Source organism: Candidatus Omnitrophota bacterium, assembly GCA_028707125.1.
Lineage (GTDB): Bacteria > Omnitrophota > Gorgyraeia > Gygaellales > JAQTUX01 > JAQTUX01.
Genome location: JAQTUX010000001.1, coordinates 763,622 through 786,555, shown reverse-complemented (window position 1 = coordinate 786,555; position 22,934 = coordinate 763,622). Strand labels below are relative to the sequence as shown.

The following is a 22,934-nucleotide window of genomic DNA, read 5'->3' as shown; positions in this document are numbered from 1 at the left end:
TGTATGTTTATTTTTTCAGCGCCTTCTTCGCCTCGGCGATCATTTTCTTCGCCTTCTTTTCTCCTATGCCCTTTACCCTGGTAAGGCCCGCTATGTCGGTATCGGCTATTGATGCGAGCGAGGTAAAACCCGCCTTCTTTAATTCTTCCACGGTCTTCTCACCTACCCCTGAAAGCGCGCGTAGAGATCCCTCTTCTTGCGGCTCTGAAGGAGCGGCCTCCTCAACCTCGGCCCGCTTTTTCTCTTCCGCCTTTGCCTCAAGCTGCGATTTTGTGCGGATATCCAGTTCCCAGCCAACCAGGCCCGATGCCAGGCGCACATTCTGCCCGTGTTTTCCTATTGCCAGCGACAGCTGGTCGTCCTCTACCACAACCTCTGCCCGCTGGCTGTCCTTATCCAGCCGTATCTCGGTGATCTTGGCAGGCGCGAGCGCGTTTTTTATGTATTCGCGCGTATCATCGCTGTACCTGACAATGTCTATCTTTTCTCCGTGCAGCTCGGAGACTATGTTCTTTACCCGCGAGCCGCGCATGCCCACGCAGGCGCCCACAGAGTCGACTTTTTCGTCCTTTGAATGTACCGCGATCTTGGTGCGCTCTCCGGGCTTGCGCGATATGGCTTTTACCTCCACAATATTATCATAGATCTCAGGCACCTCCATTTCAAACATCTTCTTCACAAAATTAGGGTGGGCGCGCGTAAGCAATATGTGCGGCCCTCTCGCTTCTTTCCTGACTTCAAGCACATAAGCCCGTATCCTGTCGCCCTGCTTGAACTCTTCCTTGGGAGAACGCTCGTTTTTAGGCAACATACCCTCTGCCTTGCCCAAAAGGTCAACTATGATGTTACCCCTTTCAAACCTGTATACGCCTCCGCTTACGATCTCTCCCACCTTTCCGGAAAATTCTTCATAGACAACATCCTTCTCTGCCTCGCGTATCTTCTGGATTATAACCTGCTTGGCGGTCTGAGCGGCGATCCTGCCCATATCAATAGAGGTTATCTCCTCATCTCCGGCATAGGCCTTGATCTTTCCGGTCGCGCTGCTAAGCTCTGCCCTGACGTTTACCCCGGGCTTGACGTCCAATACCTTCTTTACGGCTGAAGCGATCGCCGCCTCAACCGCCTTGATCAGCACGTCCTTCTTTATGCCCTTCTCTCTCTCCATCTGTTCAAGAATCGCCAATAATTCACCGTTCATATATTAATCTCCTAGTTTAACTCTTTGTTTCGCCTTCTTGATCCTGTCAAGAGGGACATCCACTGTTTTATCCTTGGCCTTTATAGCTATGCCCCCCGCGTTAACCTCAAGCAGTTCGCCCTCTATTTGACTGATGCCTCCCGCTTCATCTTCAAACATCACAAAAATAGTATGATGAATATTCCGTCTAAAATCCGCCTCGCCGGCAAGCGGCCTGTCCACGCCGGGAGAGGCGACCTCAAGGACATAGCTTTCCTGAACCAGATCTTCTCTGTCCAGAATTTCACAGAGACGCCTGTTTATCCCAGCGCATTCCCCAAGATTGATGCCTCCATCCTTCCTGTCAACCGCCAGGCGGATATTTAACTGCCTGTTTATTATTGATGTAGATATATCTACCAACACATAACCGGAATCGGCGAATTCCGCATCAAATATGTCTTTTACTTTATTAAGTAATTCCGCTCTTTCCATCCAAGATCTCCCTGACGCGATTAGCCGCCTCTTTATCCGCCACGCTTATGCTTTTATGGCTGCGCCTGTCCTTGATATCCACCTTGCCGCTTTCCTTGTAACTCTTTCCCACGATAACCGAAAGCGGTATGCCGATGAGGTCGGCGTCCTTGAACTTAACGCCTGCGCGCTCATCCCTGTCATCGAAAAGGCATTCTATCCCCTCTCTGCCCAGTCCTTCGTAAAGAGAGCCGCAGAATTTCATAATGGCGCTGTCGGTAGCGTCAACCGCTACGATCAACGCCTTAAAAGGCGCCACTTCATCCGGCCAGACGATCCCGTCCTTATCGTGGTTCTGCTCAAGTATGGCGGAAATCATGCGCGATACGCCGATGCCGTAACAGCCCATCACGATGGGCTTGCTCTTCCCGTCCTCATCAAGGAAATGCGCGCCTATGGCCTCTGAATATTTTGTGCCCAACTTAAAGATGTGCCCCACCTCTAAGGCGTTCTTCCCCTCCACCACGTCTTCTCCGCTTTCAGCCGGCACCATGAATTCATGCGACTCGCTGCCCCCCATAACTCCGGTGTCTGCCTCAGTTGTAATAAAGTTGAGCCCGCACCTCTTGAAGATATTCTTATACGCGGCCAGCATCAATTTGTAATTCCTGTCCAGCCCCGCCTCATCCCTGTCAAAACTATAGGCATCCTTCATAATAAACTCACAACACCTCACCAGCCCGAACCGCGGCCGTATCTCGTCCCTGAATTTCGTCTGTATCTGATAGAGTATAAAGGGCAGCTGTTTATAAGAAGAAACAAACCCCCTGGCTACCTCGGTAATGACTTCTTCGTGCGTAGGCCCTAACGACACCTTTCTCCCGCGCCTGTCGGTGATCCGGAACATCACATCGCCTATTGTTTTGTCTCTGCCTGTCTTGAGCCATAGCTCAAGGGGCTGCAGCACGGGAAGAAGCAGCTCCTGCGAGCCGGCGGCGTTCATCTCCTGCCTGATAATATTCTCAATATTATTGAGGCATCTTAACCCCAAAGGAAGATAGGAATAAACCCCTCCCATAAGCATGCGCACCAGTCCCGCGCGCAGCATAAGCTTATGGCTCTCTGATTCCGCCTCCTTAGGCGCCTCTTTGAGCGTAGGTATGAATGACTTTGACCATAACATATTTACTGAACCCTCTTCAATAATTCTTTAACACATTCCTGCTTTGACACCTTCTTCACAAACTTCCCCTTTTCAAAAAGCATTGCCGAGTCCGCGCCGAAGGCGATCCCGATGTCTGCCTGTTTTGCTTCGCCCGGGCCGTTCACAACGCATCCCATCACGGCAACCTTGCTGTGCCTGCCTCCTACCGCCTGTCTCAAATCAGCAAGCCCTTTTTCTACCCGCCCTACGATCTCAGCAAGGTCTACTGAACACCTGCCGCAAGTGGGACAGCTTATTACCTCCACTCTTCTCTCTTGCATCCCTAACGCCTGCAGAATACGCTGCGACAGGGCGATCTCCTCTTCGGGAGCGGCGGTCAAAGACACACGTATTGTATCACCTATTCCCTCGGATAGCAATACCCCGATTCCCAGGGCCGATTTTACGGCGCCGTCCCGCGGCAGGCCCGAAGCAGTCACGCCCAGATGAAGCGGATAGCCGCAAACAGGCGCGATCATCCTGTAGGCAGCCACGGTCTCCATCACGCTGGACGCCTTCAACGACACCACTATCTCGTCAAATCCGAAAGAATTAATAAGCCGTATATATTTAAGCGCGGCCTTCACCATAGAATCAGAGATACTTCTGTCCGACTTAACCCTGGCCACTGAACCGGAGTTCAAACCTACCCTTATCGGGACTTTCCTGTCTTTGGCAAGCCGGACAACCTCTCCTACTTCATCCCGTTTATAAATATTGCCCGGATTTAACCGTATTTTATCCGCGCCGTTCTCTAACGACAACAGGGCCAGCTTATAATGAAAGTGGATATCGGCAATAAGATTGACCTTTGCCTGCCCCTTTATCCTTTTTATGGCCGCGGCATCGGCATTGTCTTTTACGGCAACGCGCACGGTAGAGCATCCCAGGCGCGCCATGCCTTCTATCTGCTTAAGTACACCCTGGACGTCGCTCGTCCGGGCCTTAGCCATGGACTGTATAAGGACGGGATGGCTGCCGCCTATGCTGACGCTGCCTATCTTAACCACACTGCTTTTACGCCGTTTGATCCGCATACCGCCTCAACCTTATTTAAAAAATCCGCCTAACTTCTCCGCGACTTGAAACTTTATGATATCGTTTATAAATACCAGTATGGCCAGGGATATGATCAAGGTGAATCCGATATCGTTTATCATCTTATTGACTTTAGAGCTTATCCTTGAGCCCTTGATCTTCTCAACCAGAAGAAGTGTTATGTGGCCGCCGTCAAGCACCGGAAACGGCAGAAGGTTGAATATCCCCAAACTCATGCTTATTACCGCCATAACATGCAGGAGCGCGGAGATGCCCGCGCTTGCCGCTTTGCTGGTTATATAGAACATCCCCAGCGGCCCCGTAACCGACTCGCGCACGGAAAGGCCTCCGGTGATCATGCGCCAGAGCGCCTGATAAGTCATACTGGTAAGCGCCAGCAATGTCTCTGCCGCGCGTAAAAATGACCCTAAAAAACCGCTCTTAACATACACAATATCTTCGGAAGGCAATATGCCCATAAGCCTGATCTCGCGCTTACGGCCGGTTAGATCCTCAACGGTCTCCTTTTTCAGCACCACCTTTTTGGTCAACGGCTCGCCGCCCCTTTCCAAAGTGACGTTAATATGATCGGATTTTGCCTTCCTTATAATGGACTGCATATCTTCCCAATTCGCGACCGTAAACCCGTCAATGGCGGTTATCACATCGCCTTTCTCAATGCCTGAGGCGGCCGCGGGAAAACCATCCAGGAACCCGCCCACTTTTGAAGTGAGCGTGGGGTAGCCGATAATGAATATGGCCCAGAAAAGGACCAATGCCAGAATGTAATTGAGGAGCGGCCCCATAAATATGATCTTTGCGCGCGTAAGCACGCCCTTTGAAAGGAATTCGTAATCCGCCCCTTTGCATTGTTCGGGGTCATCCCCGGCAAGCCTTACGAATCCCCCAAGCGGAACAAGGCGCAGAGAATACTCGGTCTCTTTCTTTTTAAGAGAAAATAATTTCTTTCCGAAACCTACGGAAAACTCTTCCACCTTCACGCCGGATTTCCTTGCCATTATGAAATGGCCGAATTCGTGTATAATGACCAATATGCTTAATACCGCCAAAAAGATAAGCAGACTCAACTCATCAACCTCCTTGCCTCATTTCTCGCCCAGTCATCCGCGTCCAGTATCTCTTTCAGATCCGGGCCTTTCTTATTATGTTTCCTGGAGAGCGCCTTTTCCACGATATAAGGTATCCTGTCAAAACTGATACGGCCGGATAAGAACGCGTTCACCGCCTCTTCATTTGAGGCGTTAAGCACGCAAGGCGCCAGCCCGCCTTCCCTGTCCGCCTCGTAAGCAAGATTAAGGCAGGGGAATGTGCCTGTGTCCGGTTTTAAAAATGTCAGATTCCTTATTTTCAGAAAATCAACCGGCCTTACTATGCTTTGAAGCCGCCGCGGGAAACTAAGCGCGTACTGTATCGGCAGCTTCATATCGCAGGAAGCCATCTGCGCTATTATGGAGCCGTCGCGGAATTCGCACATAGAATGAATGACCACCTCCGGGTGTATAAGCACTTTGATATTCTCCGCGCCGATGTTGAAAAGCCAGCGCGCCTCTATCACCTCAAATCCCTTATTCATCAAAGTAGCGGAATCAACGCTGATCTTACTGCCCATCTTCCATTTGGGGTGCTTGAGTATTACATCGGCGGTAAGGCCTTTAAAACTGCTCGCCGGCATCTTACGCAACGGGCCGCCCGAGGCGGTAATGTATATCCTGCTCAACGACTTCCTGCAGTTACCCGCGAGGCACTGCCAGATCGCGCTCTGCTCGCTGTCAATAGGCAGGATTTGAGCGTTATATCTCTGCGTCTCCCTCATTATGATTTCGCCCGCCATGACCAGAGATTCTTTATTTGCCAGCGCCACGCTTCTGCCTCTTCGCACCGCTTCAAGCAAAGGCAGGGCAGCAGCCGAACCGCTTATGGCAAGGACGATCATGTCCGCCTCAACCTGAGAGGCCAGTTCCCTTAAACCGGAAGCGCCGGAAAATACCTTTACGGTCCCGCCGAGCTCCCTCTTGATCCTTGAGGCGGACCTCGGATCTCCGACGCACAGGGACCTAGGTCTGAATCTGCGCGCCTGACTGATAAGGGCGCTTATGCTGCTGTTGGCGCTTAAACCCACGACCTTGAAATGGCGGGGGAACCGCGATATTACCGCGAGCGTATTCCTGCCTATAGAACCTGTTGAACCGAGAATTGCTATCTTTTTCATTGCTTCATAATTACGCTCATATAAAAATAAAACACCGGTACCGTAAAAAGTAAACTGTCGATCACATCCAGGACGCCGCCCATACCCGGGATGAGCCTTCCTGAATCCTTCACCTGACAGTCCCTTTTGAAAAGAGACTCGGAAAGGTCCCCTAACTGGGCGATGACCCCGAAACTTGCCCCCATAATCGCGAGGTGCAGATACGAAAAAGGGATAAATATCCTGCTGGCCATGCCGCAGAGTATGCTGAAGATCAGCCCTCCCAACGCCCCCTCTACTGACTTCTTGGGGCTTATGCGCGCGATCAGGGGCACCCTGCCCCAGCGCACACCCACAAGATAGGCGCCTATGTCGGAGCCCTTTGTGATCAAAAGAATGCTGGCGACAAGGTTGCCTCCGTCAGGCAGGTATCTAAGCTTTATGAGAAAGCTGAAGAACCACGCCACGTAAATTATGCCGAAGAGTGTGACAGAGATACCCTGCACTGCCTGAGAGTGGTCCTTGCGGGTAAGCTGCAGGATGATCAGGATGATCAACGCCAGCACTGTGAACAAGAGTTCCCAGCTTTTGGTCAACTCAAACTTGAAATAAATGGAGAGCGGTATGGCAATGCCTATGGCTATACCGAAATACTTGTAGATGCTGATGCCCTTGCGCTCCACCATAGCAAAGAACTCATACAGCCCAAGGGCGATCAGGATAGTAACGACCGAAACATAGACGCGGTCAAATATTATAGCCAGGCATACCAGGGAAATAAGGACCGCCGCGCTGATGATCCTATATAACAACATTATACACCTCCGTACCGCCTCTGCCTGCCGCTGAACGCCTTCAGCGCCCGCGTAAACTCATCCTCGCCGAAATCAGGCCAATATGTCTCTGTGAAATATAATTCGGCATAAGAAAGCTGCCAGAGGAGAAAATTGCTGATGCGCATTTCACCGCTGGTGCGTATAAGAAGATCGGGATCCGGCAGGCCTTTGGTATAAAGAAAACTGCTTACGGTATCCTCATCTATATCCCCATCCTTAAGTTTATCCATCTTATACATCCTGGCGATCTTCTTTACGGCATCCACGATCTCCGCCCGCGAGCCGTAATTCAGGGCGATGTTCACCATTATGCCGCTGTTGCCCTGGGTCGCTTTGACCGTGCGGGATATCGTATCAATGAGGCCCGGCGGCAAAGGATCGCGCCTGCCGATGACGCTGAACCGCACATTGTTCTTCATCAGATAACCAAGCTGGGTTTTTAAATAGCGCTCCATCATTTTCATCAACGCGCCTACTTCACTCTTGGGCCTGCTCCAGTTTTCCGTGGAAAAGGCGAAAAAGGTAAGCGCCTTTATGCCGCACTCTGCCGCGGCCTCAGAGGTGGTCTTTATCCTGTCTATACCTGCCTTATGCCCGGCATTCCTCGGCAGGCCCCTATTCTTCGCCCAGCGGCCGTTACCATCCATTATTATGGCTATGTGCCGCGGCAGGCGGCCCTTGTTTTCTACGGCCCATTCCAGATTTTCTCTTTTCATGATTTATTAAAGGCGGGGCTTAAATTGCCGCCCTTCATCTTAACAAAAAGGGGGAATCTATCTCCCCCCATTAAACCAAAAGGCCATATCTTCCTCTGGTCAAAGTTATTCTTTATCTCTTCATTGAACGCGTACTATTCATAAGCGCGTCTTTTAGATCATTTTCCAGCGCTTCTTTGAGCCGGACTGTCTTTTCCAGCTCCAGGCCTATCTTTTCATACGATGCCCGCAGCCCGCTCAACTCATCCATGGTCTTGCCGTGCGCGTTCTTCTCTTTCGTAAGCGCTTCTTCCCTGGCAAGCAATTCTTCCTCAAGCGCGGCCTTTTCTTTCATCAGCTTATCCATGCTCTCTTCAAGCTGTATCCTGTCAGCCATTTCTCTCTGGGCTATATTCCTCTGGGCCCTGCTGCTATTACAGGTACTCAACATAAATATGAACAAGAATACCGCAATAATACCTAAAGTCAGGATAACCCTGTTTTTGGTCCTTTCCTCCATCATTCTCATCTCCCGGAATTGCGTCAGGGCTATTTCAGGTTTTCCTGCGGCTCAAGCATCTCTTCCTGTTTTGCCTTAGCGCCGCCGGATTTAGCTGCCGGGGCACTGACCTTCGTAACCTTTGGAAGGATGACTATCTCTACGCGCCTGTTTGCCTGCCTGCCTTCTTTGATATCGTTAGAGGCAACCGGATTGAATTCTCCATAACCGATAGCGGATACCCTTTCAGGGAGGATACCTCTATCGTCCACAAGAAAATGCAGGACGCTTAAAGCCCGCGCGGTAGAAAGTTCCCAGTTGGATTTCCAGCCCGAATATTTTATCGGTTGGTTATCGGTATGGCCTTCAATGCCGATGTTATTCTCCGGAACGTTCTCCTCTAATACCGTAGCCACCTTATTAAGCACGGGGTATGACTCCTGCCGAAGTTTTGCCTTACCGGAATCAAACAATATATCGGCAACAAAGGTAATCACCAGGCCCTTTTCCGCCATCTCAAGTTTTACCTGTTTATCCTTGATCTCCTGCTTGAGCCGGTCCTCCAGTAAAGAACGGATCTTGGCAAGTTCGTCCAACTGGTCTTCCAGCCGCTCTATTTTTTCAACATCCGAACGCCTGCCCTTTTGTAATATTATAGTGCAACCCATAAGGGTAATTATACTTATGAATACGATACCGAGCTCCATGCCTTTTCTAAAAAACCTCATTCCTGGCCTCCTTCTTGTGCTGATTAAAGTTCATTTTTAACTATAACACAGCCATAATCTTAAGTCAAGAGAAAACAATATCCCGTTTTTATTGCTCAATATTGGATTCAGGGCGACCCCCTAATTATATCTAATTCTGTGCGATTCCCCAGACTATCATAAACATACCCCAAAGACGGCTTCTCTGTGGAGATTGTGCTGGTGAGACGATGGAGGTTGTCATATTCATAATTAATATCTACGGCGCCTGCCGGCAGAACAGCGTTAAGTATCAAGAAATCGTCTCGATTTGCGTCCTCGCCCATGTTGGTTGCGGCGTCTTGAACGACTATCTTTATCCTTGCTCTGGTGGTGGATAAATCTGCCGGAACAGCCCAATTATAAGATTGGGTGTCGGCAGATAAACCAGAGGCAATCACGATAGGATAGGTTACTGCGCCATCCGTAGATAATCTGATTTCCTGAAAACTTATACCTACATTATCTGAAGAATGCCATCTGATAGTATATGTTGAACCGCTCTCAATTGCTTCTCCTGTCAGCGGCCTGGATAAAGAAACCAGCGGATCAATCAAATCTATGGATGAATAGGGAACATCGCCGCTTAATAAGATAAGTTTATATCTGCCGCCGCCCTTTAGATAAGAATTGCCGACAAAAAGATAAAATGTTCCTCCGGTGGTAAAGGTATATTTAAGGCGCCCCGAAGAAGAAGTAAGAAGCGCGCCTATGGCATCATATATCCCTAAATATAAATCAAAAATCGAAGTATATGTCTTAATATGAGAATACAGGGTTACCGCATCTCCGGCAGCAGCAGTAAATCTATACATCTTAATTCCCGTAGAATCTATCGTATCTTCAACACTGGAATTATAATTCAAGTCTCTTACATTCCCAGGATTGTTGATACGCTGGATAGTGAGCTCATACGTGCCGGTTCCGTTTTGCCAAATGTCCGTCACCAAGAGATAAAACATTCCTGAAGCATCCAATTTCCCGGTAATAGAGCCTGAACGTGCATAGGTACTAAGGTTTGGAATTTTATTACCGGCTGTATCGTAGAGTTCAAGATTTGGCTCTAACGCCCCATAAGTAGTTGAGGTTGTGGCAAAACGAACAGTCACGACATCATTGGCCGAGGCAGTAAAACTGTAGACATCAATATCGGCCAATGTAGATATTGCGCCGGAAACAGTTTGTCCGAAATCAAGATAAACAGCATTCACCGGATTGTTGACACGCTGAAGAGTAAATTCATAGGTACCGCTGCTGAAATGACGATAATCAGTAACCAAAAGATAAAATCTGCCGGTAGCGGAAAGTTTATGAATAAACTTTCCGCTACTATCACTCCATGCTATAGGCGTGCCTGTAGAATCATATAATCCAAAATACGGCCAGAAACTACCTCCAGCGGCTGAAGTCTTCATATAACACACATATACCACATCATTAGCTGAAGCGTTAAAACTAAAGACATCAATATCTGAACCTGTGTCGATACTGCCTTGTATTGTTTGACCAAATCTAATACCGGTTGGATTCTCCGGATTGTTGACACGCTGAAGAACGAGCTCATAAGTGCCTGTGCTATTTAAACCCTTGTCGCTAACTATAAGTACGAATTCCCCCGAAACAGTAATAGTTGCAGACAGTACCTGCCCCTCATATTCTGGATACATAGTATATGCATCCGCAATCTTTTTACCGGTGGAGTCGTAAAGTTCAAGGTACGGTTGAAAATAACTTGAAGACCCTGAGGCGCTGCTAAAGGGCATACAGATCTTATCATTGACAGAGGCCGAGAATTTATAGGTAACTATCTTGGCAAAGGAATCAATGGCTCCTGAGACATGCTGGCCGAAATTAAGCGCGCTGGCAAGGCCGGGATTATTTACACGTTGCATGCTTAAAGAGTAGGTACCCACATCTCTATTATTCTTATCTCTAAGCGCAATCTTAAATATGCCTTTAACCGTTAATGTCTTATCAAATCTACCGCTATAAGGATAATCAACAGAGGCGGAACCGATAAGCGCGCCATCAGGGCCGTAAAGTTCCAAATAAGGGCTGATGTTGCCGCTCGTCTTAGCAAAAAAGAAGGTTATCACATCACCGTTTATACCGGAGAAAATAAAATCGTCTTTCTCTCCCGCATCATCAATTGAACCCAAAAGGGTCTGGCCAAAAGCAATGGGGATACTGGTTGCGGATGTTTCTGTAACTGTAATATCTCCCTTTTTATCCCAGCCGATAAATGGATTCCTACCTGAAACAGGCCATTCTGTTACAGCAAGCAAGAGGTCTTTCCTGCCTGAGAATGTTTCTTTAAATTTTAGCGCCCAGGCAATGGTGATATTGTCTGGATCGTTGCTGTGAACCATTGTCTTTGAGCAATCCAATGTTGCGTATCTGTTCTCAACCGTATGATTTGATCCGGGAGCATAGTTCCCTGACCAGCTACCGTTATCACCCATCAGGCTTATCTTGTTTTCTCCGGGCACATAGAGCAATCTAACCGAGCCCTCTGCGCCCCTAATAAGAAATTCTGCAAAACGGATGTCATTCCTTGTATCGGAATCCGAGTAAGTTGTGGTGAATAAATGGGTTTCACCAACCTCAAATGTGCCGGATGATGGCTCGACAGAAATATTTACCGGCTGAGCTGCGAAAACGCAGGGTGAAAAACACAAAATTATAGATATAGGAAAAAATAAATATCTCAAAATAACGGCTATCCCTACGGGCTTATTCAAAAGTGGTTCCAACATATTTCTATCCCGGTCCTTGTCATCTGTTAAATAAAGATTTTATTCTTCTAATAAACCACTCTAAAAACCTATAAACAAAATATAACAAACATAAAACAAAAATTATTCCTAAGATAGAAATGATTTGTTGATCAAGTAGTGAAGCATATTTGAATCCTGCAAAATATTTGAATCCATAAAAAAAGATTAAACCTAAGGCTGTTAAAAATGTTACTGTAACCGTTATTTCAATTTTCCTTTTTTTAATCATTTTAACTCCCTCAGATAAAATTAGTTTACTCTATTGAAGAACTATTTTAGTTCCTAAAACCAAAAGAAATAAGCCGTAGCCCCCATGCTATATATTACAGCCCATACAATACTCTTAGACTTTCTCTTCCACCTATTTGGATTAAGTGGCAAACTTTTAAGATCATAATATAGACCCTTGTTAGAAATGCTACATTGATCGCTTGCCCAACCTCTATCGTGCTCCATAAATAACTCATCCATGGTATCTTCGGGGATTACCTGAAAATTAGGATCAGTCCTAAAAGGACCTCCATAAAATCCATATCCGGGAACAAATATTTCAATCCACCGAGGCCCCCAGCGTCTCAGTCCCCATGGATCTATTAGATTTATCGGATTCCCACCCACATACCCATACATATTCATCCCACCCGCTAACCCAATCGGATCCTTGCTGATAAACCTGCCCACGCTGGGCATATAATACCTCGCCTTCATATACAAGAGATCTGGCGTATCCGTCATCACGCCAAATCTGCCCACATACTTGAAGGGATTGTCAATGGTCTCTGTGGAGTTAGTAGCAAGGTTGCCGAAGTCATCGTAGGCGTATTTGTTCTTGATGGCGCCGGCTGAGTCGCTGAGGGCTATAGTTGAGCCAAGGCCGTCATACTGGTAGAAGTAGGAGTTATTTCCGATGATTTTAGAGATAAGGCCAAGGCCATAGATGTAGTAGGCGCTGATGTTTCCCTTGGCATCGGTCTCGCAAAGCACGCTGGGAAGGGAACGATTGGGGTCAACGATGTATTTGGTTACCTGCGAGCCCTGCGTTTTACGGATGCGGTTGCCAAAAGAGTCATAGCGATATGATAGATTAGTTGAACCAGAGGTATATTGGGTGAGCTGGTTGTCGTGGTTGTAGGTGAAATTCGTGGTTGCAGCGCCGGCAATCTGCCTGGTGAGATTACCATTGTCATCATATTCAAAGCTCCTGCCTGTGGCAGAGGTGAGCTGGTTATCGCTGTTATAGGAGTAACTAGAATCGGCTATGTTAAAATCAGGGATATTTAATGGAAGAAGGCGCTTAACCTGGGTGCGGTTGCCAAGCGGGTCAAGGGTAAAATTAAAAATAGAAACAATATCCAATGTGTTGGAGTTATAATTCGCTAACCTAATCAGCCGATTTACAGAATCATATTTATAGGTTGTGATTAAACCCGGAGAAACAACGGAGATGAGGTTGCCTACCGCATCGTAATTATATCGTGTTGCGTTACCCAGCCAGTCCGTGACCTTAATTAAACGGCTGTCTTTATCATATTCATAGGAGACCTTTTTTCCATCCGGATAAATCAAGCCGGACAGGTTACCCTCTGTATCATATTCGTAGGCGATGAGTTTAGAATCATAGTTCCTGAATGACCTCATCCTGCCTAAGGCGTCATAGGTAAAACGCATTGTCCCTTGTCCATCCCTAACCCTGGTAATGTTACAGCAGTTGTAGAAATACTTTATCGGGTCCTCATCGGGATTGTCTATCCTGGTCAAATGGTCAACTCCATCATAAGTATAGGAAAAGGTATTGCCTTCAGGGTCAGATAAGGACCTGACTCTGCCTAATGTATCATATTTATAAACGGTCTTCCTGCCTGAAGGGTTGGTAACGTTAATAAGATTACCTGACGTATCATATTCAAAGTCCGTTGTTCCCCCGTTTGCATCAACAATACGATTTATCTGCCCAAAATTATTATAGGCAAAACCTGTTATCTGATTCTCCGGATCCCTGACAGAAATAAGGTTGCCCTTGCCGTCATAATTAAAATTATAGATACCTCCTTTGGGATCGGCGGCTTGGATAAGATTATCATTGGTATCGTAGTCAAGGGTAAGTTTATTATTCAGGGTATCGGTTATAGAAATAGTATTGCCCCTTGAATCATAGGCCAAAACGGTTACATTGCCGGAAGCATCTATAATTTTCTCCCGGTTACCGTAATAGTCATATATAAAAGTTATTTTATTCCCGGAGGGCGTCGTTATGGCGCTTGTATATCCCGAAAGATTATCTTCATATAGCATTGTATTATTACGGCTATCCAGGACGCCTGTCTGATGATGCCATTCATCGATTGCATATCTCCTCTTATTCCCTGCATCATCGGTGATGGATTTAACATAATAGTGCGATCTACCGCTTGGGTCCTCACCATAACTGCCTACTCCATACTCAATAGCGGTCATACCGCGATGCGGTGTGGTTATAGCGGTAATGTAACTGGCGCTATCATAGGTATAGCTTGAAGTAGCGCCCTTCATATCCACAGTTTGAATCAAATTGTTATTGGTATCATAAATAAATCTTGCATATCGTCCATCAGGCAGGGTTATACGAGAAACTTTCCTATTCGCACCGTAAGATAGAACCGTGTTCTTGCCATTAGGGTCGGTAATACGAATAAGATTGGCTTCGCTATTATAGGTAAATGTTATAGCGTTATCGTTACGGTCCTTAATATCAATGAGCCGGCCCCAGGCATCAAAATCCTGTATGGTTTTATCTCTCTTAATCTTTAACGTATATGTCCCATCGGCATTCTTAGCCAGCGTATCATAAACATCATTTGGCCCCTGATAGCGGACACCGGTCCAGGTGAAATGGTCCACCCTGCCGTCTCCTCTTCGTATGTCTATACTACTATCAGAGTTTTCTACCAAAGAAACATTATAGTTAAATGTCCAGGAGCGGCCGAATATCCCTTCGCGCGGATCATCGCCGTTATATGTGCGGATGAGCTCCGCAGGCACCCCTCTGGAGATGTATCTAAAATCTATATCTTGGACAACAAGATTGAGGCTTATCATATTAACCATCCAGGAAGGCATACCCGGAGAACAGGGTGGGCTGCCGTCAAACTCTACATTTGGATTGCTCTGCCGGCCGCCTAATGCCGCGGGAGGACAACAGGAACATATTCCGCCCTTCAGTTCTTGCGCTTCTTCATTAGTAGGGACTACGTAATTAGCCTTGGCAAGCCTGGAGTCTTCCAAGAAAATCAGGGCATAGCCCTTAAAATCGCCGATGAATTTATCAAGGCCTTCTAATTGATAGCCGCTCTGATTAGCCGGATCAATGAATTTTACCTGAGAATCTTCAATTCCGGTAACTACCACATAATGCTCCGGATCAACAAGCGCGATAAAAGGCGCGGTCAAATTTTGGACTTCATTCCTGTTTATTTTTACTATTTTGGGCTTAAGCCCTTTTCCTGAGGCAACACTGGATAGATCAGAGATTGAAACAGATTTGCCCTCTTTATAAGTAAATGCCCTGCTCAATTCCTTATCGGAAAAATCAATCCCTAAAATCCTGAACGCAATCTTCAGGCTCTCAGGGCCGCAAGAAAACGACTCCTCAGGCGCAAAAGACATTCTACGCCTTATTTCCTTTATCCAGTATGAACAGTATTTTATCTGGTCCCAATCCTTCGTTTCTAAAAGCACTGCTTCAAAGAGCTCCAGGGCCCGTGGGAAATCTTGACGAAAATAATATGTCGCGGCTTCGGCAGTCCTGGCATCGTGGGCCGGGCGGGAATAAGGATCAATGGCTATGGCCTGACGGTATTCGTCAATGGCCCTTTGCCAGTTACGATTGTATTTATAGAATTTCCCGATTTCAATATGGGCTTTTTGAGCGGTTTGAGTCTGTGGATAGAATGCTGCAATCTGCCGGAATTTAGCGAGGCCTTCCTGCCATTTAAGGTCTTTTTGGTCATGCAGGGCTGATTGAAATAATTTCAAATCTTGGCTTTCGTCATTTCTAGCATAACAAACATAACTCGCATTCAAAAAGAGTGATATACCTATAATTATTAGGTGGCGGGATTTCATGCAGAGCGACTTACTCATGATAAAATAATCTAATTATATGAATATCGTATCGTCTCTCTTGGAACCGACAGAGACGATGGAGATATCCACGCCCGATAATTCACGCAATCTACTTATATAATCCCTTGCCGCGGCAGGCAATTTGGCGAAGGACCTTATGCCGGTTATATCTTCATCCCATCCGGGTAATTCCTTGAAAACCGGCCTTGCCTTGCTTAAAACATTGATATCCGAAGGAAAATCCTTGAAAACCTTCCCTTTATATTTATACGCGGTGCAGATCTTCAGTGTCTTAAGCCCGCTTAAAACATCCAGTTTCATAACGGCGATGTCCTGTATGCCGCTTACCATTATCGCGGTCTTTACCATTACGGCGTCAAACCAGCCGCACCTGCGCGGCCTGCCTGTGGTAGCGCCGAATTCATTGCCTTTATTCCTCATGATCCGCTGGAAGTCGCCGCTGAACTCCGTAGGGAAAGGGCCCTCCCCCACCCTGGTAGTATATGCCTTCGTTACTCCGATCACCCTGTCTATCAGAAGAGGCGATACCCCGCTTCCCACGCAGGCGCCCCCGCTTATAGTAGAGGAAGAAGTGACAAAAGGATAAGTGCCGAAATCAATATCCAGAAAAACGCCCTGCGCGCCTTCGAATAAAATATTCTTTTTTCTCCGCGCGGCCTCATTAAGCAGCAGGGAAGTATTACAGATGAACTTTCTGAATAAGCCCGCGTAACCGGCATACTCGCGGTAGATCTCATTGAAGGAAAAACCGGGATGCCCGTAGACCTTTTTGAAGATCTCGTTTTTCTCCTTCAGGTTATCGCGCAGTTTCGCCTTAAACCCGGCCGGATCCAATAAGTCCACGGCCCTTATGCCGCATCTGGCGATCTTATCCGCGTAACAAGGCCCTATGCCTCTTCCGGTCGTGCCGATCTTATGGCTGCGTTTGGCCTCCCTGAGTTTATCAAGGATCCTGTGATAGGGAAATATAATGTGGCACAACTCTGAGATCTTCAATCTTCCTTCGGCGCTCACGCCCTCTTTCTTAAGCTGCGCTATTTCATCCCTGAGCACGGCGGGGTCAACGACTACCCCGTTGCCTATAACGCAGACCTTCTTTTTGTGCAGTATGCCGGAAGGCAAAAGGTGGAATATAAACGCCCTGTCGCCGACAACAACAGTATGTCCGGCGTTATTACCTCCCTGAAAACGCGCTATAAAATCAGCGTCCCTGGCAAGGATATCTATAACCTTGCCCTTGCCTTCGTCTCCCCATTGCGCGCCTATGATTATTGTGTTTGGCATGGTCTTTATTATTATGGCGCCATCGTAAATATCTGCCGCGCGATATCGGGATAAGCGGCGATAAACTTCAGCTCATCGTCAACAAGCGGCTTCTGATTATGGACGTTCGCGTACCTGACCAACTCCAGTATCTGCGTGGCCTCCTCTTCATTCTTGAAAGACAACTCAAGCTTATCATAAACATTGCGAAAACCCTTTATCCCGGAATATTCTCCGGCGGTGATCTTCCTGCCGGTGTCGACCACTTCCGGCTCGCCCCTGCCTAATTCTTCAAAGTCGTACAGTTCGTAATTTCTTCTGTCTTTAAGCGCGCCGTCGGCGTGTATGCCTGATTCATGCGCGAAGGCGTTAGCGCCCACCCCCGGCTGGTTTATGGGTATAGGCACGCCGAACGCGTAGGAGGCGTACTTGCCTATTCTCCAGGCCAGCTTTAAATCAACGTGTTCATCCAATGCGTACTTGTCTTTTATGCCGTTGCCATATTTTAACGCCAGTATCACAGAAACCAGGTCCGCGTTGCCGGCGCGTTCGCCCATACCGTTAACACAGGTATTGATATAGGCATCGCAGCCGGCGTCATTGGCGGCCAGCGCCCCCATGACGGAATTCGCCACCACCATGCCTAAGTCATTATGGCAATGTATCTCTACCGGCATCTTTACTGCCTCAGCCACACGCTTGATCCTTTCATAGATCGTCAAAGGAGAATCCGCTCCCAGCGTATCGCAGTAACGCAACCTGTCTGCCCCGGCCTTTTTCGCGGCGGCGGCAAATTCTATGAGGTAATCCAGCCCTGTCCGGGAGGCATCCTCCGCGTTCACGCCTACCGACTCAACCTTGTGCTTCCTCGCCGCCTTTACCGCCTCTGCCATCTCCGAGATCACGGACTTATGGTCCAGCTTGCCCTTGAACTTATGCACTATCATCTGGTCGGAGGTGGATATGGAAAGATTCACGTGCTTCAGGCGGGGCACAAAATCAAACGCGCTTTCCACGTCCTCCTTTGTAGCGCGCAGCCAGCCGCTAAGGCGGATCTTATTAAGCCGCCCTGCCTCGACAAGACGCAGGTTGGCATTCAGGTAATTTATCTCATGCCGCGTGAAAGGAAAACCAAACTCCGATTGAAAAATACCCATATCGTTGAGAAAGATGTTGATCATCGTCTTCTGTAGCTTTGAAAGGCATATGCGGGATGTCTGGACACCGTCGCGGTTGGTCACGTCAACAATATAGATCTTCGGCTTCTTGCTCATTGTCTATCTCCCATTTTTTTCTTCAATAAGCCGCTTCAACTCAGCCGGCTGAGGCGCCTCAACGGAAGAGGCGATCTCTACGTTATTTATGAGGTACGTGGGCCCGTGCATCAATTGCAGCTCCTTATTCAGAGCGACGTTTTCCTTCAACATCTTCCTGCCGTCTTCCGACTTGGCGCACGATCTTATCTTTTCCAGATCCATATCCCGGGCGCAGTCATCCCACCAGGAGCTGGCGATATTGGCTGAACGGCAGCGCAGGTAGTCGTAGGCCTTATCCGGGTACAAATTCATGACACAGGCAGACCTCAAATCCTCTTCTATCTCGGCAAGGCCGCCCGGAGCGCTGAAATCACCGGCAGGAGTTTGTGTTGCCAGAAAATGCACCCGCGCGTTAAATTTCCTTACCGCGTCCAGTACTTTCGGGGTATTCTTATCATAGAGGGTCAAAAATACGTCTAATCTCGGTTTGATCCTCTCTCTGTTCATAAAATAACCTACGCCCGCAAACTGAGGATTGACCATGATAAAATCCTTTTTCTCCGTGAGATTGGGCTTCAACTCGCCGTATCTGGCCGCCTTTTTCACGCCCTTATCCAAAAGATACACGGGCAAGGTATCGGCGCTAACTTCTGAAATGATCTTCCTGGCAGCCCTGCTGTTATGATCAAGGTATTTCACATCAAGGCCGGGCAGTAATGACTTGAGCAATCCGATCGTCTGCTCCGTATTGCAGACCAGGCACTGCTTAGAGTTAATAACCGTCAGTTTTACCTCCAGGGGCCGGCTGAAACTGCAGCTTGCATCTTTAGTCCCGGGATTGCCGCAGGCGCCCTTAAGCTGGCCCTTTTTACAGTCCGAATCCTGAAAACATTGGGGTAATATGGAAAGGGCGTCCGGATCGTCGGGGACCTGGTCGGAAAGGCGCATGTCCTCTGCCTTGGAATCAATGATTTTCTTATCCTTTATCTCCAGCTTTAATATTCCAAGACGGCGCCCCTGCCAGGCCGGCCTCACCAGAATAACCTCGCCTCTCTTTGAGTAGATCTCATTGGAAACCCTCGAATGAGAAACGACGACTATGTCTATGCCGGAAACCTCATCCAGCAGCCTCACGTCTTCCTCTTCTCCCATATGGCTAAGAAGTATTATGAAGTCCGCGCCCTGAGCCTTGAGCTCTGCCGCGTATTGCTTGACTGAACTAAAGGCATCCTTTATGCCCACAATACCCGCCTTCTGCCTCGCGGACATTGTAGTTACCCCTATTATGCCGAAACGCATACCCTCTATTTCCTTGATCGTGTAAGGCGCTATCTTTTCTATGCCCACATTCGCCGAAAGAAATCTCAGGCCGCTTTTCTGAACAACCTCTTTTAAGAAATCGGGGCCGAAATTGAATTCGTCGTCTCCTATGCCTACGGCATCATAGCCCATAAGCTCAAGCGACCTGAGATAAACCTGTGTCCTGTTCTTGTCGAAGTCAACGTTCTGAGAATATGTGTCCTGCATACCTCCGGCAAAGAACCCCCCTGTCTCAAGAAGAATAACGCCGCCCGCCTTCTTTCTTAGTTCTTTTATGGCGCCGGCGCGCCTGGCAACTCCGCCGTCCGGCTCTTTGGGGCAGTCGCAAGGGTATAACGCCGAATGCGCCTCGCCGGTAAATACTATCTGTACCTGCGCCGCGCGCGCCTTAACGCAGGACAAAAACAATATCAGGCCTAAAGATATCGTCAAAATCTTGAATCTTACGCCCATCTCTTACCTCACAATTAGAAGTACCGAACCTAACAATAAAAATACCAAAGCGGTAACCACCTTGACCAGAAAGATATGCCTGCGTGCGAATTTGGCAAAATCGGAAGAAGTGACGCCTGCCACCCCGAAAATAAATATACCGACCAACGGCAGGATGAACATAAGGTTATAAAGCAACAGGTATGCCAGCGCCCTTGCCTTAAGTTCCGGCATGCCGAAGATATACGCGATGGTCGGGACATACAACTGGCCCGTGCAGACGGATTCAAGCAGTGTCACTAAAAATCCGCTTACAAAAGCCGGTATGAGGAATTTTAAAAACCTGAAGCACGAGGGGCTGTCATCACGTATGTCCGTGCCCCCCCTTATGACCCCGTGGATCTGTTTTTTTATCAGGCCGGGGAGTTTTAGCTTCATCCTCTCCGGGTCCTTCGTCTTCTTAAAGATATACGCGTCGTAGAAACTGAAGGCAGCCAGCACTATGGCTATGGCCCCCGTCAATATATAAATGACTTTTGAAAACAGCCCGAATACCTCTGCCTGCATGAAGACCTTGAACAGGCCCAGGCCGATCAAGAGATAAGTAAGAAAAACTGCCAGTATGAACATCGCGCCTACGGCAACCATCTCTCTTTTCCTGTAGCCCACAAACGCCAGAAAAGAAACAAAAAATACGAGCACGGTAAAGGCGCAAGGATTAAATCCGTCTGCCAGGCCGGCAACCAGAATGGCGCTGAAGGTGAAGCTTTTGAAGCGCTCCAGAAAACTTTGAGGCGAATCTTTGATATTCGCCGTTATTCGCATCCTCACATTCTGCCTTTGCGGGTCGTTGGAACTGAGAAATAAATATTTCTTCTGCTCGCCTCTAAAACCTGTAGTATCAAAGGTAAACACCACTTTGCCTTCCTGTTTGGGAGGCAGAACAAACGATGACTTCGGTTCCACTATCTGCACGCAGCTGCAGCTTACATTGATCGGGTTTATGCGCAGCTCTTCGTCGCCGGCGTTCCTTATTGCCAATTCATGCCTGGACACCTTCCCTTCCCGCAGATCGCCGAGCGAAAATTCTTTCGGCTCAACTTCCATCACCGGCTGAGCGCTTGCATACCCGCACCATATAAAAAACAAAAGGGCAATAACTGGAATATTTTTTCTCAACTCTTCCCCTATAATTTGATGGTCTTCACGGAAAGGATGTTCTTTGCCTTTCTGATCTTCTCCAGGACATTTTGGGGGAGGGCGCTGTCAACATTCAGCACGGTTATGGCCTCTCCTCCCTGCTTGACCCTGCCGAAGGACATCCCGGCTATATTTATCTTGTGCTCGCCCAGAAGCGTACCCAGGTTGCCGATTATGCCGGGCCTATCCCAGTTATTTATGACCAGCAGGTGCCCCGCGGGAATGATCTCCACGTAAAACTCATTTATCTTTACGATACGCGGCTGCCTGTTGGCGGATAAGGTGCCGGCGATCCTGCATACCTGCTTGTCTGTCTTGATATCAACCGAAATAAAGTTAACGAACTCGCTCTCTTTTGAGATCTTTGATTCGCTGACCTTAATGCCCCTTTCTCTGGACAGGCTCAAGGCGTTTATAAAATTTACCGTATCCTGCAGCATAGGGGTTAATACGCCTTTCATTAAGGCCAGGGTCAGCCCCGTGGAGTCAAGCTGCACTATTTCGCCGCTGTAAATTATATTCACTTCCACGAGCCGGCCCTCGATCAACTGGCCGGCAAGAAGCCCGATCTTTTCCGAAAGGCCGATGTAGGGATCAAGGATCTTACAGGCCTGCTCGTCAATACAGGGATAGTTGGCGGCATTCCTTATGCCTTTGCCAAGAAGGGCGTCGCGCACAACTTCTGCCACCTCAATGGCGACATTGACCTGCGCCTCTTCGGTGGAAGCGCCTAAATGAGGCGTTGCCACAACCGCGTCTAACCTCAGGAGCTCGTTTGACGCCTCCGGCGGCTCCTTTTCGAATACGTCTATGGCAGCCCCCGCCACTTTCCCTTCCTTGATCGCCTTTGCCAGGGCCGCCTCATCAATTATGCCTCCCCTGGCGCAATTTATGACCTTAACGCCCTTCTTCATCATCGCGAACTCTTTATCAGAAAGCATGTGCCTGGTATCGTCGGTAAGCGGCGTATGCACGGTTATGTAATCGGCGGACTTGATGACTTCCTTAAGCTCGACCACCTTAACGCCTATCTGTTCGGCGACCTTCTGCGTAAGGAACGGGTCATAAGCTATTATCTTCATGCCGAAGGACGCCGCGCGCTTTGCGACTTCCGAACCGATCCTGCCCAGCCCCACTACGCCTAAGGTCTTCCCATAGAGTTCGCTGCCCATGAATTTGGAGCGCTTCCATTCGCCCGCTTTCATTGAGGTATTGGCGCGTGGTATGTTCCTGGAAAGCGCGAGCATCATACTCACTGTGTGCTCGGCGGTGGAAATGGTATTGCCGCCCGGCGTATTCATGACGATAATGCCCTTGCTCGTGGCCGCTTCCAGGTCCACGTTATCCAGGCCCACGCCTGCCCTGCCTATGACTTTAAGGTTTGACGCCTCCTTAATAACATCCGCCGTGACTTTAGTGGCGCTCCTCACTATCAAGGCATGGTAGTCCTTTATGATCTTGAGCAATTCCTCTTTCTTAAGTTCACACTTTACTTCGACCTTGAATTCTTTAACATCCCTCAAGATCTTCAAACCCTCTTCGGATAAAGGGTCGCTGACCAGTATTTTAATCATTTTTCCCCTCTTAGGTTACGTCTGTCGGTTAGGGTTACGGCTACGTAACGGTAACGGCATTCGGTTACGTCTATCGTTATAAATACGTAACCCAAACCGTTACACGTAA

At 48.1% G+C, this 22,934-nt stretch carries 17 protein-coding genes; all 17 read right to left on the bottom strand.

All coding sequences use genetic code 11. The features are described 5' to 3' along the window. Positions 1 to 7 precede the first annotated feature (7 nt). The 17 genes from nusA to serA all read right to left on the bottom strand — a co-directional run bounded on the left by nusA (position 8) and on the right by serA (position 22,825). Entirely contained in the window at positions 8 to 1,201 is a 1,194-nt protein-coding gene (gene nusA / locus PHR44_03915; GenBank protein ID MDD4909808.1) for a transcription termination factor NusA, read from the bottom strand. Positions 1,202 to 1,204: 3 nt separating this feature from the next. Continuing rightward, the gene (locus PHR44_03910) at positions 1,205 to 1,675 is read right to left on the bottom strand and encodes a hypothetical protein (GenBank protein ID MDD4909807.1); all 471 of its coding nucleotides are present in this window, start codon (positions 1,673 to 1,675) and stop codon (positions 1,205 to 1,207) included. Then, positions 1,653 to 2,837, bottom strand: a complete 1,185-nt coding sequence (gene proS, locus PHR44_03905) for a proline--tRNA ligase (protein ID MDD4909806.1) — start codon at positions 2,835 to 2,837, stop codon at positions 1,653 to 1,655. Before proS ends, PHR44_03910 begins: the two co-directional genes overlap by 23 nt. Before the next feature lie 2 nt (positions 2,838 to 2,839). Beyond that, complete coding sequence (gene ispG, locus PHR44_03900) at positions 2,840 to 3,895, bottom strand: flavodoxin-dependent (E)-4-hydroxy-3-methylbut-2-enyl-diphosphate synthase (GenBank protein MDD4909805.1); 1,056 nt, start codon at positions 3,893 to 3,895, stop codon at positions 2,840 to 2,842. Between the two features lie 12 nt (positions 3,896 to 3,907). Further along, on the bottom strand, positions 3,908 to 4,984 hold the full coding sequence (rseP, locus tag PHR44_03895; GenBank protein ID MDD4909804.1) for an RIP metalloprotease RseP: 1,077 nt from the start codon (positions 4,982 to 4,984) through the stop codon (positions 3,908 to 3,910). Further along, a complete protein-coding gene (locus PHR44_03890; protein ID MDD4909803.1) occupies positions 4,981 to 6,126 on the bottom strand; it encodes a 1-deoxy-D-xylulose-5-phosphate reductoisomerase in 1,146 nt (381 codons plus the stop codon). The genes rseP and PHR44_03890 overlap by 4 nt, the downstream gene beginning before the upstream one ends. After that, positions 6,123 to 6,920, bottom strand: coding sequence for a phosphatidate cytidylyltransferase (locus PHR44_03885; GenBank protein MDD4909802.1), 798 nt, complete (start codon positions 6,918 to 6,920; stop codon positions 6,123 to 6,125). Before PHR44_03885 ends, PHR44_03890 begins: the two co-directional genes overlap by 4 nt. Beyond that, positions 6,920 to 7,657 carry an isoprenyl transferase gene (locus PHR44_03880; protein MDD4909801.1) on the bottom strand — a complete coding sequence of 246 codons (738 nt, stop codon included), beginning with the start codon at positions 7,655 to 7,657 and terminating at the stop codon, positions 6,920 to 6,922. Before PHR44_03880 ends, PHR44_03885 begins: the two co-directional genes overlap by 1 nt. 112 nt (positions 7,658 to 7,769) lie before the next feature. After that, on the bottom strand, positions 7,770 to 8,159 hold the full coding sequence (locus PHR44_03875; protein MDD4909800.1) for a hypothetical protein: 390 nt from the start codon (positions 8,157 to 8,159) through the stop codon (positions 7,770 to 7,772). Between the two features lie 26 nt (positions 8,160 to 8,185). Beyond that, complete coding sequence (locus PHR44_03870) at positions 8,186 to 8,863, bottom strand: OmpA family protein (protein ID MDD4909799.1); 678 nt, start codon at positions 8,861 to 8,863, stop codon at positions 8,186 to 8,188. A gap of 107 nt (positions 8,864 to 8,970) precedes the next feature. Beyond that, positions 8,971 to 11,637: a hypothetical protein gene (locus PHR44_03865; GenBank protein MDD4909798.1), complete on the bottom strand. Its 2,667-nt coding sequence runs from the start codon at positions 11,635 to 11,637 to the stop codon at positions 8,971 to 8,973. A 303-nt stretch (positions 11,638 to 11,940) separates the two neighbouring features. Then, a complete protein-coding gene (locus PHR44_03860; GenBank protein ID MDD4909797.1) occupies positions 11,941 to 15,669 on the bottom strand; it encodes a cysteine peptidase family C39 domain-containing protein in 3,729 nt (1,242 codons plus the stop codon). Between the two features lie 123 nt (positions 15,670 to 15,792). Continuing rightward, positions 15,793 to 17,064: an adenylosuccinate synthase gene (locus PHR44_03855; protein MDD4909796.1), complete on the bottom strand. Its 1,272-nt coding sequence runs from the start codon at positions 17,062 to 17,064 to the stop codon at positions 15,793 to 15,795. An 11-nt stretch (positions 17,065 to 17,075) separates the two neighbouring features. Further along, a complete protein-coding gene (locus tag PHR44_03850; protein ID MDD4909795.1) occupies positions 17,076 to 18,317 on the bottom strand; it encodes a homocitrate synthase in 1,242 nt (413 codons plus the stop codon). Between the two features lie 3 nt (positions 18,318 to 18,320). Continuing rightward, complete coding sequence (locus PHR44_03845) at positions 18,321 to 20,072, bottom strand: hypothetical protein (protein MDD4909794.1); 1,752 nt, start codon at positions 20,070 to 20,072, stop codon at positions 18,321 to 18,323. A 3-nt stretch (positions 20,073 to 20,075) separates the two neighbouring features. Further along, positions 20,076 to 21,230, bottom strand: coding sequence for a DUF1573 domain-containing protein (locus PHR44_03840; protein MDD4909793.1), 1,155 nt, complete (start codon positions 21,228 to 21,230; stop codon positions 20,076 to 20,078). An 8-nt stretch (positions 21,231 to 21,238) separates the two neighbouring features. Next, a complete protein-coding gene (gene serA / locus PHR44_03835) occupies positions 21,239 to 22,825 on the bottom strand; it encodes a phosphoglycerate dehydrogenase (protein MDD4909792.1) in 1,587 nt (528 codons plus the stop codon). Positions 22,826 to 22,934: the final 109 nt, after the last annotated feature.

What these genes read in the sequence shown, in the direction of transcription:
- PHR44_03910 (MDD4909807.1), bottom strand. Translation starts at nt 1,675, where the DNA reads ATGGAAAGAGCGGAATTACTTAATAAAGTAAAAGACATATTTGATGCG.
- PHR44_03870 (MDD4909799.1), bottom strand. Translation starts at nt 8,863, where the DNA reads ATGAGGTTTTTTAGAAAAGGCATGGAGCTCGGTATCGTATTCATAAGT.
- nusA (MDD4909808.1), bottom strand. Translation starts at nt 1,201, where the DNA reads ATGAACGGTGAATTATTGGCGATTCTTGAACAGATGGAGAGAGAGAAG.
- PHR44_03845 (MDD4909794.1), bottom strand. Translation starts at nt 20,072, where the DNA reads ATGGGCGTAAGATTCAAGATTTTGACGATATCTTTAGGCCTGATATTG.
- ispG (MDD4909805.1), bottom strand. Translation starts at nt 3,895, where the DNA reads ATGCGGATCAAACGGCGTAAAAGCAGTGTGGTTAAGATAGGCAGCGTC.
- PHR44_03890 (MDD4909803.1), bottom strand. Translation starts at nt 6,126, where the DNA reads ATGAAAAAGATAGCAATTCTCGGTTCAACAGGTTCTATAGGCAGGAAT.
- PHR44_03880 (MDD4909801.1), bottom strand. Translation starts at nt 7,657, where the DNA reads ATGAAAAGAGAAAATCTGGAATGGGCCGTAGAAAACAAGGGCCGCCTG.
- proS (MDD4909806.1), bottom strand. Translation starts at nt 2,837, where the DNA reads ATGTTATGGTCAAAGTCATTCATACCTACGCTCAAAGAGGCGCCTAAG.
- PHR44_03875 (MDD4909800.1), bottom strand. Translation starts at nt 8,159, where the DNA reads ATGATGGAGGAAAGGACCAAAAACAGGGTTATCCTGACTTTAGGTATT.
- serA (MDD4909792.1), bottom strand. Translation starts at nt 22,825, where the DNA reads ATGATTAAAATACTGGTCAGCGACCCTTTATCCGAAGAGGGTTTGAAG.
- PHR44_03850 (MDD4909795.1), bottom strand. Translation starts at nt 18,317, where the DNA reads ATGAGCAAGAAGCCGAAGATCTATATTGTTGACGTGACCAACCGCGAC.
- PHR44_03855 (MDD4909796.1), bottom strand. Translation starts at nt 17,064, where the DNA reads ATGCCAAACACAATAATCATAGGCGCGCAATGGGGAGACGAAGGCAAG.
- PHR44_03865 (MDD4909798.1), bottom strand. Translation starts at nt 11,637, where the DNA reads ATGTTGGAACCACTTTTGAATAAGCCCGTAGGGATAGCCGTTATTTTG.
- PHR44_03885 (MDD4909802.1), bottom strand. Translation starts at nt 6,920, where the DNA reads ATGTTGTTATATAGGATCATCAGCGCGGCGGTCCTTATTTCCCTGGTA.